The following is a 14,358-nucleotide window of genomic DNA, read 5'->3' as shown; positions in this document are numbered from 1 at the left end:
AGTATTAGCAACACAAACCGCCAACAACAGATTTACCCTGTTTATTGTAGGGTGAAATTAGCGGCCGCCGTTTGCCCTGCCTCATCCATTACCACCAGTTGCCACTCGCCGGGTTTATCTAGCGTAATTGTCGTTCTTACGCCTGTTGCCTCTAATGGTTCGCCGTTAATAAACCACCAGCGTCGCCCTTCCCCACCGCTCGTTTGTACGGGTAACATCACCCGCGCCTCGCCCGGCAGTCGTTTTATCACTGCGCCTTCGCGGATGCCGGAAAGCACCAGCGGCGCGGCATCCTGAGTCTGCAGCGGCGGACACGCCTTCGATGCCGTACCCAGCCGCGCCCGGCGGCGCTCGCTAACCGGCAGCCAGGGTTCCAGCGGCAGCGGCCAGACATCAACAGAAGTTTCTGTCGCGCCCGGACAATCCGCGGCGACCCTTTCTCCTGCTGCGTTACGCCAGACCGGGAAGCGGATACCGCGCACGCCCTCCTGACCCGGTAGCAGCAGCGTCGGCGGCTGGCTGGCGTCCAGAAGCCAGCTGGCTAAACGCCTGCGGCAGTTACTATCGCCAACCGGCAGATCCTGCCCGCCGGGCCAGCAGACAGTGCCGCGGCTCACCGACTGCGGACGCGGGTCGACCGGCAGCCCGCCGCGGCTCATTAACGGACGCGCCAGCAGCATATTATTGACCTGGTTTAACAGCGGCACGGCGCTGGCAAAACCAAACTGCCCCACCACCGGCGTACCGTCTGGCCGTCCGGTCCAGATGCCAATCAAATAACGCGCGTTGAGGCCTACCGCCCACGCATCGCGATAACCGTAGCTGGTACCGGTTTTCCACGCCAGCGGCACCGCCTGCGGCAGCGACGCATCGGGTAATGGCTGGGCTTCGCCTGCCAATATCCGCCGGGTGATCCACGCCGCGCCTGGCGACATTAGCGCCCTTTCCACCAGCGGGTCGTCGGGCTTCATGCGCAGCCGCGCCGCCTTGCCATGGCGGGCGAAGGCGCCATATGCCGCGACAATATCTTCCAGCCTCGCTCCGGCGCCGCCGAGGATCAGCGACAGATTCGGTTCGGCGCCGGCGGGTAGCATCAGAGGGAGCCCGGCATTGCGTAAATTAGCCGCAAAGCGTTTTGGTCCATAGGCTTCGAGCACCTGCACCGCCGGGAGATTCAACGAACGCACCAGAGCCTCGCTGGCGCTCACCGGGCCATGAAACCCGCTGTCGAAATTACCTGGACGATAATCGCTAAAGCGCCGTGGCACATCCTGTAATAGCGATGCCGGGTGAATCAGCCCGTCATCCATCGCCATCGCGTAGATAAAGGGTTTCAGCACCGACCCCGGCGAGCGCACCGCCGAGACCATATCAATGTGGCCGAAGCGGCTATCATCGCGGATATCCGCCGATCCCACCCAGCCGCGGACTTTCATATCGGTGTGATCGACGACGACAATCGCCAGTGAGCTGCGCGGCGGCAGACGTGATTTCCAGTTCATCGCCAGATCTTCAAGCTGCCGCTGGAGCCCGGCATCGAGCGTTGTCGTCACCTTTTCATCACCGCTTGTCGCCAGCACCCGGCGCGCAAACAGCGGCGCCAGCTGCGGCATCTGCCGCGGAAAAAGCCACACCGGCTCTTCCATCGCTTCCTGTACCGCTCGTTGCGGCCAGACGCCCTGGCTGAGCATCCTCTCCAGCACCTTATCGCGAGCCGCCTGCGCCCGCTGCGGCCAGCGGTCCGGGCGTAAACGGCTCGGCGCCTGCGGCAGCACGGCCAGTAGCGCCGCCTCGCCGTAGCTAAGCTGAGCGGGCGGTTTACCAAGATAAGCCCAGCTGGCCGCGCCGATCCCCTGCAGGGTGCCGCCAAACGGCGCGCGGTTCAGATACAGGGTAAGAATTTCGCTTTTTGACAGATGCCACTCCAGCTGCAGCGCCCGCCATAGCTGGCGTAGCTTGCCACCGAAGGTGCGCGGATGAGGGTCGAGCAGACGCGCGACCTGCATGGTGAGCGTGCTGCCGCCAGAAATCACCCGCCCGGAAGTGAGATCCTGCCAGGCGGCACGCAGCACCGCGAAGGGATTGACCCCCGGATGTTTCCAGAACCAGCGGTCTTCATACTGAATGAGCGCCTGCAGATAGCGCGGCGAAACGTCGGCGATGGTGACCGGATAACGCCAGACGCCCTGCGCATCGGCAAAGCGCCAGAGCGGCGTGCCGTCTTCCGCTACCACCACGCGGGCGGGGGTGACTTCATGCAGCGGCAGCGGCCACAGACGATCGGCCAGCAGCACCGCTAACCACAGCAGAAAAATAAACGCCGCCAGCCAGCGCCAGCGGCGTTTTATGCGAGGTAATGCGCGCATTTACGGCGTAACGGTAAGCGGGCCGCTGGCCGTTACGGTCGCCCGCCACTGCGGTACATACATCGACTCCACCTGCGGTTGCGGAACCTGATAGGTGCCCGGCGTCACCGCCCGCGCCAGATAGACCAGCGTCACCGGCTGACCTTCATTGATGGCGACGGCGGCGACAAAGCGGTCATCGCGGAACTCGATATGCTGAATATCCGCCTGCTGCATCTGGTTAAGCAGGTTTTGTACCGCTTCGCCATTCTCCTGCAGGCTGGCGCTGCTATTAGCCAGGTTCTGGTTTTCCAGCTCAAGTCCCGCCGGCAGCAGATCGACCACCAGCGCGTCAGGAACGTTACGTTTGGCGGTCACCTCCAGCTTGACCAGCACCAGTTCGCCGCTGCGCAGCGAAGTCAGCGATTTCTGCTGACCGTGGGTATCGAAAATAGCACGTTCAATCCCCAACACGTTGCCGCCCGGCTGTGGCGCGCTTTGCGGATAACCGCTGCTATCGAGGCGCAGCCACAGCGGCTGATTGCCGGTATTCGTCACCTGCAGCGCCGCCAGCCGATCGCCGTCGAGATTGCGGGTTTGCGCTTTGTCGCTGGCAAGCGGCTCCGCCTGCAGCGAGGTTTGCGCCTGCCAGTTGCCCGGCAGGTCGGCAAGCGTACGCCCGGCAAGGAACAGCGCGTTGGTTTCCTGCGTCGACAGCCAGCGCTGACCGAAGTCCTCTTCCGACAAGCTGCTCAACAGCTGGTTTTGCACCTCTGGCAGCAGCTTATTCTCTTCCAGCAGCGCCAGCTTCAGCGCATCATCGCGAAGTTGGCTGCCGTAATCGCCCAGCCAGCGATTCTCATCCTGGCGCGGCGTGGTAACCGCCAGCTTCATGGCCTCTGCGCCGCGCGGCGCATCCCCCATGGTTTTCAGCGCAATACCGAGTTGCAGCAGCGGCAATCCAGAACGCGCCTGTTCGTGACGGCTCCAGATTTCACGCAAGGCGCCGAGCGGCGCTTTTTGCTGGCGCGCCAGCACCAGCGCGGCATATGCCTGAGCGGCAAAACGGCTGGCCTGGGCATCGTCGCTGTAGCGCACGGTCATCAAACCCGGTTCCTGTAGATAGCGCAGCAGGCGCTCGTTGCCCTTATTAATCGCGTTGACCGGCACGCTATAGCCCTGCTCACCCGCGCGGACGAGGAAGTCCATGGCGTAGGCGGTCAACCAGTACTCTTCCGGGCCGGCTTTATCCCATAGCGCAAAGCCGCCATTTTCCAGCTGCATCTGCAGCAGGCGCGAGATACCAACATCGACCGCCGCGCGGCGTTTCTCATCGCTATCGCCGCTGATGCCCAGCGCTTTTAGCTGCGCCGCGCTGGTGTACAGAGAAGGGAACAGGCCGCTGGCGGTCTGCTCAAGGCAGCCATAAGGATAGGCTTTCAGCTCGCGAATATAGCGGGCGAGATTCAACGGCGGTTTACCGCTGAGCAGCAGTTGGCCCTGCAGCGTTTGCGGGGCAAACCCCTGACTCTGCGCCGCCGGCGCCTGCCAGCTTTCGCCAGGTTGTAGCACCGCGCCGCTATTGACGGTCTGTGCCGGGAATGCCGGACGTACGCCGATTTTCCACTGTTTTTGCAGCGGCGCGAAGGTTTCGCCCGGCAGGCTCAGACCGCTGATAGTGGCGTTGACCTGACCATCGCCGAACCCCGCTAACGCGGTCACCGGCACAAACAGCGTGCTGCGCGCGCCCGGCGCCAACTGTACCGGCGGCAGTTGGCCCTCGGTCAACGTGACCAACCCGCTGGCGGTAAGATGTACCTGCAGGGTTTGCGGTTTGTCGGTCAGATTGCTGAGATCCAGCGCCAGACGCGTGGCGTCGCCGCTGGCGAGGAAACGTGGGGTATTTAGTTCCGCGATAACCGGGGCGGCTACCACCACTTTATCTTCGCTGCTGCCGAAGTCGTCTGCCGTCCACGCCTGCGCCATCACCCGCAGCTCGCCGTTAAAATCGCCGATGGGTAATGTCACCGAGCCTTCACCCCGATCGTCCAACACTACCGGCTGCGCCTGCTGGGCGACGATCGTCACGTGATTAACCGGCGGTTTGCCGCCGCGTTTTAACTCGTCGCCATCGCCGCCGAAGCGCAGGTTGGCTAAACGCCCCTGCCCTTCGATTACCTGGCCGTAGATGTCATAAATATCCGCGCCGTAACGTTTCTGGCCGAAGAAAGCGTTCCATGGATCCGGCGTGGCGTAATCGGTAATATTCAGCACCCCGCTATCCACCGCCGAGAGCAGAACGTTAACCTGTTTCGGCACCTCGCCCTCTTTAACGCTGGCCTTCACTTTCACCGTCAACGGCTGATTCGGGCGCATTTTCTCCGGCGCCTCCAGCGCCAGAGACAGACGGCGGTTTTCATCACCCAGCGGCAGATGCAGCAGGCCGACCGCGCGTTTCGGCGTCGCCGATCGCGATTTATCGCCGGGGCGAACCACCAACGTGCTGAGGTAGAGATCGTGGCGATTCCAGGCTTTATCGACCGGAATAGACAGATCCATACCCTCCGCCGGGACGTCAATTTCCTGCCACCACAGCGGCCCTTCGCTGGATTCGACCATCGCGTAGCCTTTACCCGCGGCCGGGGCGGCAATATGCAGCTTGATGGTGTCGCCCGGTTTATAGCCTGGTTTGTCGAGCTTCATCGTTACGCGGTCAGGACGCGCCGCGCCGGCGCCTTCGCTGTTATCCTGCCAGCTATAGCCCGCCCAGAAGCGCACGCTGCTGACAACGTCATCCGGCCCTTTCACCTCCAGACGATACGAGCCCCACTCTACCGGGAAACTCACTTTACCTATCTGCCCGGCCTGCAAATCCAGGGACTCCTCGCCCTCCTGCAGATCTTTTTGATCGAACTGCGACTGCCAGCCTTCGCTATCGGACCAGTTCCAGTAGTAGTCGCGACGCTCGCGGATCAGCCGCACCTGCAGACCGGAGACCGCTTTTTTCTCGCCTTTGGCATCGGCATAGACGATGTCAAACGCGGCGTTACTGTTTTCATCGACTACCGGCTGTTTCACCGTGGTATCGGTGCGGTAGTCGTAAACGTCCTTCAGCGTAAATTGCGGACGGATCCCCGGCAGCGCCTCGGCAGGCCAGATCGGCTGCTGTACGGTACGGCTCACCGGACGGCCGCCGGATTCCAGCAGGCTAGCCTGCAACACGACCTGCAGCGGCGAATGGCTATCCTGCCACTGGCTCGCGGTGGTCACTTCGCCATGGCCTTTTTCATCCAGCGTCAGCTGGACTTCATCGAGGCTACGGGAGAGGTTTTCTTCCGCGATATCGCCGAACTGGAAGCCCGGCAGCGCGGCGACGGCATCGCGTAGCGGACGCAGGAACAGTTTGCCCTGCAGCTGATTGCCGCTGGCCGGCGCGCCGTAAAGATAGGCGCCGCTGACGCTAAAGGCGACGTCGGCATCCGGGGCGATAGGCGCGGCCTGCGGCGTCAGATTCAGCGCCATGCGTTCGGGCATAAAGTCTTCGACGTGGAAATCCCACTCGCGGGGTTGATTATCGCCGGTGCTGGCGCGAATGTGCCACATACCGGTGGCGGCGCCGCTGTCGAGCGGATAAGTAAACTGATACAGGCCATTGACCGGTTTGCTCATCACAGAGCGAATCACCTGGCCATCCGGCTGCACCACTTCCAGCTTCACCGGCTGCTCCGCCAGCGGTTTTCCATCGCCGTCGCGCAACAGCGCGTTAAGGATAACCGTTTCCCCCGGGCGATAGAGATCGCGCGGGCCAAACATAAAGAACTGTTTACTGAAGCCAGGGGCGCCAGCGATGGAGAATTCCGCCAGATCCAGCGCCGGCAGTTTAAGGTCAAGCAGCGTAGTCTGCCCGTCTTTTCGCGCCAGCAGCAGCGCCGCCTCTTTATCGGTTTGCAGAGTAACATGACCCTGGCTATCGCTTTTCGCCTGCGCCAGCGTCTGCCCTTTGGCGTTTAGCAATTGCACTTCAATTCCCGACTGCGCGGCGCCATTTTCGAGGCTCTGGGTGAAGACATCGAGCCGGTTGTGGTAGCGATGCGCCGAGACGCCGATATCGCTGAGGGTGAACAGCGTTGCCGCGTTACTGTAGCTATAATGACCGGCCGGGTTCATCACCGCCACATAGACGCCTGGCTGCTGGAGCGGCTTGATGTCGTTAAGCGGCAGCAGCAGCTTTTCACGGGTATTACGCGCCGGGTTGAGATCGAAGCGCCCGCTGTAAACCAGATCGGCCATCTTCAACATTTCGTCAGATTCCCAATTGCTTAACGAGTTCCGGTATTCCCACTGACTGACGAAGGCCGAGAGTGATTCCGGCTTGATACGGAAGAAATTAACATCGACATTGTCGACGTTCAGCGCCATCACTGGCAGCCCGGCGACCACTTTCCCCGGCAGCAGCGAACCGCGGCTGGCGAAACCGACGCTCGGCGCGATATCGCGAGTAGCGATGGTTTTTTCAAAAGGGCTGCCGAGGGTGGCGTCATTGAGGGCAATGAGCGTTGGGTCAACGGTGACGATCAATTCACGCTTTGGCTCGAGGTGGCGCAGACGCAGCTCTTTGAGATTCGGCGCCAGCTCCCACGCGCCGTCAACCTTGCCGCTTTTCTTATCGACCAGATGCACGCTGTGGGAGAAATCCTGATCCGGTTTGAGCGGAATGGAGAAGGTCAGCACCAGCGTCGCTGCGCCATCTAGCTGCACTTCAGAAGCGTCGAGCAACGTCAAAGCCTTGCCCTGGCTTTTTTCTTTTAACGTCGCCAGCTGCGCGCTATCCGGCTTTTTCGCGCTATCGGCGGCGCCTTTATCGGCCGCCGATACGGCCTGTGGTTCACCGCTGTTATCGCAGCCGCTTAATGAGAGCGCGGTAAGGAGCGCTAACGATAGCGCCGCTAAACGAAATGGTTTCATCCTTCTAACCCCTCGGCCCAGAGCCTGATGCAATCAATAACGTTCTATTATGCGTCATCGCGGCGATTCTCAACAGCTACCAGCATAGAAACCACCGATGAATCGGGAAACTACGTGACCACCTCCCCACTCCCGCGACCTTAACTTGTCAGCCCTTTATAAAACGCCGACAATTCATTGATCGATAATAAAACGGAGGCACTCATGTCCACCTCATTCTTTGTTGCGGCCGACTGGCTGGCGGAACATATTGATGACCCGCAGATTCAAATTCTTGATGCGCGGATGGCGCCGGCGGGTCAGGAAGCGCTGCGCGATATGGCGGCGGAATACCGCGACGGGCATATCCCCGGCGCGGTTTTTTTTGATATCGAAGCGCTGTCTGACCACACCAGCCCGCTGCCGCATATGATGCCGCGTGCGGAAACCTTCGCCGTGGCGATGCGCGAGCTTGGCGTCAACAGCGATAAGCACCTGGTGGTTTATGATGAAGGCAATCTGTTCTCAGCGCCGCGCGCCTGGTGGATGCTACGTACCTTCGGCGTCGAAAAAGTGTCAATTGTCGCCGGCGGCCTCGAAGGCTGGCGCCGTGATGAATTGCCGCTGGAGAAAGGCGAACCCGACCTGCTGGAAGGCGAATTTGAGGTGAACTTCGATCCGGAGGTGATCAAACGCTTAACCGATGTACTGCTGGTCAGCCACGAAGGATCGGCGCAGATCGTTGATGCCCGTCCGGCGGCGCGTTTTAACGGGCTGGCGGATGAACCGCGTCCAGGCTTACGCCGCGGGCATATCCCCGGCGCGCTTAACGTCCCGTGGACCGAGCTGGTGATTAATGGCGAACTGAAAACCGTTGATGAGATGAACGATATCTTTAAGCGTCAGGGCGTTGATTTTGCCCGACCGATTATCGCCAGCTGCGGTTCCGGGGTAACGGCGGCAGTAGTGGTACTGGCGTTGACCACCCTCGGCGTCAACGGCGTGTGCCTGTACGATGGCTCGTGGAGTGAATGGGGAGCGAGAACGGATTTGCCGATCGAGCCGGCGCAGTAAAGGTAAAATATCCGGGTAGTGGCTGCGCCCTACCCGGCAGGCTTTAAATAATCCGGTTCTGTTTGAAATCGCGCAGGAAGCTGCCCCAACGTTTTTCATAGAACGGCGTAATATGGGCAATCATAAAGTGGCTGATGCCCTTCTCGCCTTCTACCACCTGGCAAATATCGATAGGTTCATCGCCTGGCAAGGTATCGGTGGCCACGCTGCCGGTGGTTTGGATAATGGATTCAATATCTCCTTCCGCTTCAATCCCGATCAACAAGTTAGCCGGCGCGTCGGCGCTCTCTTTAATCGAGCACAGAAACGCCCGCTTGACGGTCTTCAGCGTTTTGAACAGCGTGGTCAGCGAATCCACCATCTGCGCCGGCGGTTCGGCGACTTCAGACAGCAGCAGCGCTTCACCGCCTTCCAGTACCGTCTGGGTACTGAGCGGACTGCCCTCTTCACCCAGCAGATGGCTGATTTCCCGCGGGGTAAATTCTTTGCCGCTCGGCAGCTTCGGGTTGAGGAACAGCGATTCGCCCAGCGTCATCGCCATCAGCGTGCGGGCGGGCATCATCACGAAAGCCTGTTCGTCTTCTACCGCCTGCTGCAGCGCCTCCAGCGAGGTAAAGAACGGAATAACCGACGTGCCGTCTTCTTTTTCCCAATGCTGTAGATCGAGGGCGCTATCTTCGACAATCTGCTCGCCGTCAGCCGCGCTACCCGGCACCCACACGGTGGCCTCAAGCAGCGCGGTGAAAAATGCCGGACGATGGGCAGGCTCGGTCGCCGCCTTCTCCAGCAGAGTTTCTAATTCATTTTTAGTATCAGACATAGATTCGCTACTTCAAAAATCGCCCGTCCGCGCGGGCTTACGGTTTTCCTGGCCGGGTAAGCGTAGCGCCACCCGGCAAGGCCATTACTCAGCCGTTAGCAGATTAGCGATAGTGCGCACGCCAAGGCCAGTCGCACCCGCCGACCACTGTTCAACCGCAGCTTTACGGTAAGTCGCAGAGCAGTCGATATGCAGCCAGCCCTGGTGGTAGTTTTCCACGAAGTGGGACAGGAATCCCGCCGCGGTGCTGGCGCCGGCCGGATACGCCGCACTACCGGTGTTGTTCAGTTCAGCGAAGTTAGACGGCAGCTGGTTGCGGTGGAATTCGGCCAGCGGCAGACGCCAGAAGGCTTCATTTTCCGCCTGCGCGCTCGCCAGCAGACGATTCGCCAGCGCGTCGTCAAAGCTAAACAGCGCGTGGTAGTCGTTACCCAACGCCGTTTTCGCCGCACCGGTCAGAGTGGCGGCATCGATGATCAGCTGCGGCTTCTGCGCCGAGGCGTCGATCAGGCCATCCGCCAGCACCAGGCGACCTTCGGCGTCGGTGTTCATGATTTCAACGGTTTTACCGTTGCGGTAATGAATGATATCGCCAAGCTTGAAAGCGTTGCCGCTAATCAGGTTATCCGCGCAGCACAGGAACAGCTTCACACGTTTGTTCAGACCGCGGGTAATGGCGAAAGCCAGCGCGCCCGTCACGGTGGCCGCACCGCCCATGTCGGATTTCATCGAATCCATAAAGGCGCTTTGCTTGATGCTGTAGCCGCCGGAGTCGAAGGTGATGCCTTTGCCGACCAGACAGGCGTATACCGGCGCGTCTTTATCGCCGGTCGGGTTGTAGTCCAGCGCCAGCAGGACCGGCGGGCGCTCGGAGCCGCGGCCAACGGTATGCAGGCCAAGATAGTTCTGCTCGCGCAGATCTTCGCCTTTGGTGATGCGATAGCTGACCTTTTCGCCCGCCACGCCGCACAGCAGATCGACGGCGCGCTGCGCCAGCTGTTCTGGCCCCAGCTCTTCTGCCGGCGCGTTGATGGTGTCGCGAACCCAATCGATGATCGTCAGACGGTTATCCAGCTCGCTGCGCTGCGCGTCGTCCAGGGTTGGCCATTCGACCTGGCGCTGACCTTTCGGCCCTTTATAGCCGGCCCAAAAGGCCCAGGCGCGATCGGTGTTCCAGCCTTCGCCGCTCAGGGCGACGTGCTTGATCCCCATGCCGTCAATTTTGCGCGCCGCGCGCTGGATTAACCCCAGGTCGTCTTTACCGTTGAGATGTAAGGCGATACCGTCGTTATTGATACTCCAGGTCGCTTTTTCTCCCCAGCGCGCATCGGCAGGCAGAGTAGAAAGCGTAATCTTCATGGCTTCGGTCATTATCTTTATCCTTATTAGCAAACGGGCCACCCTATGGCAGCCCGTTAAAATTTTTCCGCTTGAGGCGAAAATTATTCGGCTTCGTCTAACCAGACTAGCAGAATCGCCTCCAGAATTTTTTCATTGGATGCGTTTGGGTCGTCATCGAACTCTTCCAGGTCGCAAATCCACTGATGCATATCGGTGAAGCGAACGGTTTTCGGGTCGAGATCCGGGTAAGCGTCATACAAGGCTTCGCCGATTTCGCGACTGTCGGTCCATTTCAGTGCCATATTAGTGCTCGCGTGCGTGGTTGATGGTGTAACGCGGGATCTCAACGACCAGATCTTCGTTGGTGACGCGCGCCTGACAGCTCAGACGGCTGTCAGGTTCCAGCCCCCAGGCTTTATCCAGCATGTCGTCTTCATCTTCGCTACTTTCCGCCAGCGAGTCAAAACCTTCACGCACGATGCAGTGGCAGGTGGTGCAGGCACAGGATTTCTCACAGGCGTGTTCAATCTCGATACCGCTACGCAGCGCCGCATCCAGAATGGTTTCACCGCTCTCAGCTTCCACAACTACGCCATCCGGGCACAGGTCCTGGTGGGGCAGAAAAACAATTTTTGGCATTTTAAACCTCGTCCACGGATTGGCCTTTCAGCGCAGCGCGGACCGACTGGTCCATGCGGCGTGCGGCGAATTCCTGGGTTTGTGTGTCGATATTTTTAATGGCTTCTTTAATCGCGTCGGCATCTTCGCCTGCCGCGGCGGTGCGAACCTGCTCCGCGGCGGCATCGATAACCTGACGCTCTGCGGCGCTTAACAGCGCGGCGTCGGCGGCCAGCGCGCTTTCCAAGCTCTCCAGTACGCGAGCGGCTTCGACTTTCTGTTCAGCCAGCATACGCGCCTGAATATCCTGTTCGGCGTAGCTCATCGAATCTTTAATCATGTTGGCGATTTCGCCGTCGGTCAGGCCGTAAGACGGTTTCACCTGGATTGAGGCTTCCACGCCGGTCGATTTCTCCATCGCCGTGACGCTCAGCAGACCGTCGGCATCAACCTGGAAGGTCACGCGAATATGCGCCCCGCCCGCCGGCAGCGCCGGGATACCGCGCAGCGCAAAACGCGCCAGGGAGCGGCAATCCTGCACCAGCTCACGTTCGCCCTGCATCACGTGAATAGACATCGCCGTTTGGCCATCTTTGAAAGTGGTAAACTCCTGCGCCCGGGCCACCGGAATGGTGGTATTACGCGGGATCACTTTCTCTACCAGGCCGCCCATGGTTTCCAGCCCAAGCGACAGCGGGATAACATCAAGCAGCAGCAGTTCACTGTCCGGTTTGTTGCCGACCAGAATATCCGCCTGAATCGCCGCGCCAATGGCGACGACTTTGTCCGGGTCGATAGAGGTCAGCGGGGTACGGCCAAAGAATTCGCCAACGCGCTCACGCACCAACGGCACGCGGGTGGAGCCGCCAACCATCACCACTTCCAGCACTTCTTGCGCTTCAACGCCGGCGTCTTTCAGCGCGCGACGGCAGGCCATCAGAGTACGTTTTACCAGTGGGGCAATCAGATCGTTAAACTGGCTACGGGTGATATCGCCCTGCCAGCCGCCGACCTCAACGTGCGCCACGTCGGCATCGCTCAAGGCGATTTTCGCCGCAATGGCGGCATCCAGCAGCTCACGCTGCAGGCGGTTATCGCTACGGTCGCGGAGACCTGCCTGCTCGCGCAGATAGTCGGCCAGCAGATGGTCGAAATCATCGCCGCCGAGAGCGGAATCGCCGCCGGTCGCCAGCACTTCAAACACCCCGCGGCTTAAGCGCAGAATGGAGATATCAAAGGTACCGCCGCCGAGATCGTAAACCGCAATCACCCCTTCCTGGCCGGAATCGAGGCCGTAAGCGATAGCCGCCGCGGTCGGCTCATTGAGCAGACGCAGCACGTGCAGGCCCGCCAGACGCGCCGCGTCTTTGGTTCCCTGACGCTGAGCATCATCGAAATAGGCCGGAACGGTAATGACCACGCCGTCGAGATCGCCCGCCAGCGCTTCAGTGGCGCGAGCGGCCAGCGCTTTGAGGATATCGGCGGAGACCCGCACCGGGTTCAGTAAGCCGCCGGCGGTCTGGAGCATCGGCAGTCCATTTTCGCTGGCCTGCAGCTGATACGGCAGATGCGGATAGCGGGTTTGAATATCGGCGAGGGAACGCCCCATCATTCGCTTCACCGAGCTGATGGTGTTCACCGGATCCTGAGCGGCATTCAGCCGGGCTTCATAGCCGACGGTCAGCCCCGAGGCGTGGTAGTTCACGACCGACGGCAGCAGGTAGCGGCCTTGATGATCGGGCAGAGTTTCGGCCTGGCCGCTACGCACGGTAGCAACCAGAGAATTGGTGGTGCCAAGGTCGATACCTGCCGCCAATCGACGCTGATGCGGCGCGGCGCTCAGACCAGGCTCACTAATTTGTAATAGGGCCATAATTGCTTCCGAAAATTAAAAATCGAGCAGTTTTTCTTCGAGTTCTTCAGCACTGCTGCGCAGTTTATCGAGAAAACGGAGCTTGCGTACAGTATCAGCCGCCGCATCCCAGGTCTCGTTTTGCAATTGTTCAACCATCAGTTGATGGCGGGTATCAAACAGCGCTTTTACCCGTTTGATAAAAGCTTCCAGCCGCGCTTCGTCTTTCGCCTGGCCGATTTCATCGAGCTCTTCGCGCAATTCCAGCTGCTCCATCAGGAACGCGGTGTCGCGGACGGTGTGCTGCTCGCTGGCGAGGTCAAAGCCGTGCAGCGAAAGGAGATATTCCGCACGGGTCAGCGGATGACGCAGAGTCTGCCAGGCCTGGTTAATGGTGGCGGAGTGCTGAACCGCAGCCAGCTGTTCCGCAGCGGGCGCGCTGGCGAATTTATCCGGATGGTACTGGCGCTGCAGATCCTGATACCGGACAGCCAGTTGTTCGAGCGAGAGGGTATAGCTGGCTGGTAACCCGAAGAGGGTGAAATAGTCCATAGTAACCTCAGGGTCATGCATCTAAACTAAAACCCCACGCGCGGCGTGACCGCGGTGGGGTTGGGGATTACCGATTATACGTTAAAGCTTTCGCCGCAACCGCACTCATCTTTCACGTTCGGGTTGGTAAATTTGAACCCTTCGTTGAGACCTTCTTTGACGAAGTCCAGTTGAGTGCCGTCGAGGAATTGCAGGCTCTTGCCGTCGATCACGACTTTCACGCCTTTGTCTTCAAACACGGTGTCTTCTGCCGCCGGCTCGTCAACAAATTCCAGTACATAAGCCATGCCTGAACAGCCGGAGGTTCTTACCCCCAGACGCAGGCCAAAGCCTTTACCGCGGTTCGCCAGGAAGGAATTGACTCGCGCTGCTGCACTGTCGCTTAAGGTAATCGACATAACAAACCTCAACTCTTAATTATTTTGCTTCACGTTTGCTTTTGTAATCCGCAATCGCGGCTTTAATCGCGTCTTCCGCCAGGATAGAGCAGTGAATTTTCACCGGCGGCAGTTCCAGTTCATCGGCGATATCGGTGTTCTTGATAGCCTGCGCTTCGTCCAGAGATTTACCTTTCACCCACTCGGTGACCAGGGAGCTGGAAGCGATAGCGGAACCGCAGCCATAGGTCTTGAAGCGCGCGTCTTCAATGATACCTTCATTGTTGACTTTAATCTGCAACTTCATGACGTCGCCGCACGCCGGCGCGCCAACCATACCGCTACCGACGCTGTCGTCGCTGTTGTCGAAGGAGCCGACGTTGCGCGGGTTTTCGTAATGATCGATGACTTTTTCGCTGTATGCCATGTTGAATT

The 14,358-nt window shown here is 59.8% G+C and carries 11 protein-coding genes; 1 reads left to right on the top strand and 10 read right to left on the bottom strand.

What is annotated here, in order from left to right; translation table 11 throughout:
- Positions 1-41 precede the first annotated feature (41 nt).
- Both pbpC and AC2CGP_RS20905 read right to left on the bottom strand, forming a co-directional pair.
- Positions 42-2,366 carry a peptidoglycan glycosyltransferase PbpC gene (pbpC, locus tag AC2CGP_RS20910; protein WP_015370321.1) on the bottom strand — a complete coding sequence of 775 codons (2,325 nt, stop codon included), beginning with the start codon at positions 2,364-2,366 and terminating at the stop codon, positions 42-44.
- Positions 2,367-7,310, bottom strand: coding sequence for an alpha-2-macroglobulin family protein (locus AC2CGP_RS20905; RefSeq protein WP_484502450.1), 4,944 nt, complete (start codon positions 7,308-7,310; stop codon positions 2,367-2,369).
- 204 nt (positions 7,311-7,514) lie between these two features.
- On the opposite strand from AC2CGP_RS20905, the gene sseA reads away from it, so the two are divergent.
- Entirely contained in the window at positions 7,515-8,363 is an 849-nt protein-coding gene (sseA, locus tag AC2CGP_RS20900; RefSeq protein WP_213759842.1) for a 3-mercaptopyruvate sulfurtransferase, read from the top strand.
- A gap of 43 nt (positions 8,364-8,406) precedes the next feature.
- Here the strand turns inward: sseA and sseB are convergent, their stop codons facing one another.
- The 8 genes from sseB to iscU all read right to left on the bottom strand — a co-directional run bounded on the left by sseB (position 8,407) and on the right by iscU (position 14,350).
- Positions 8,407-9,183 (bottom strand): enhanced serine sensitivity protein SseB, encoded by a 777-nt coding sequence (gene sseB / locus AC2CGP_RS20895; protein WP_015370318.1) that lies wholly within the window; start codon positions 9,181-9,183, stop codon positions 8,407-8,409.
- An 84-nt stretch (positions 9,184-9,267) separates the two neighbouring features.
- Positions 9,268-10,554, bottom strand: coding sequence for an aminopeptidase PepB (gene pepB, locus AC2CGP_RS20890; protein ID WP_015370317.1), 1,287 nt, complete (start codon positions 10,552-10,554; stop codon positions 9,268-9,270).
- A gap of 71 nt (positions 10,555-10,625) precedes the next feature.
- Entirely contained in the window at positions 10,626-10,826 is a 201-nt protein-coding gene (gene iscX / locus AC2CGP_RS20885; protein WP_002913954.1) for a Fe-S cluster assembly protein IscX, read from the bottom strand.
- A 1-nt stretch (position 10,827) separates the two neighbouring features.
- Entirely contained in the window at positions 10,828-11,163 is a 336-nt protein-coding gene (gene fdx, locus AC2CGP_RS20880; protein WP_015703170.1) for an ISC system 2Fe-2S type ferredoxin, read from the bottom strand.
- A gap of 1 nt (position 11,164) precedes the next feature.
- Positions 11,165-13,015, bottom strand: coding sequence for a Fe-S protein assembly chaperone HscA (gene hscA, locus AC2CGP_RS20875; protein ID WP_126033427.1), 1,851 nt, complete (start codon positions 13,013-13,015; stop codon positions 11,165-11,167).
- Between the two features lie 15 nt (positions 13,016-13,030).
- On the bottom strand, positions 13,031-13,546 hold the full coding sequence (hscB, locus tag AC2CGP_RS20870; RefSeq protein WP_012540869.1) for a co-chaperone HscB: 516 nt from the start codon (positions 13,544-13,546) through the stop codon (positions 13,031-13,033).
- 74 nt (positions 13,547-13,620) lie between these two features.
- A complete protein-coding gene (iscA, locus tag AC2CGP_RS20865) occupies positions 13,621-13,944 on the bottom strand; it encodes an iron-sulfur cluster assembly protein IscA (protein WP_012540868.1) in 324 nt (107 codons plus the stop codon).
- 19 nt (positions 13,945-13,963) lie between these two features.
- Entirely contained in the window at positions 13,964-14,350 is a 387-nt protein-coding gene (gene iscU, locus AC2CGP_RS20860; RefSeq protein ID WP_004866383.1) for a Fe-S cluster assembly scaffold IscU, read from the bottom strand.
- Positions 14,351-14,358 lie beyond the last annotated feature (8 nt).

Source organism: Klebsiella sp. SYXHC3, assembly GCF_057196925.1.
Note: the sequence above shows the minus strand (reverse complement) of the source record. Positions and strands in the feature narration are given on the sequence as shown.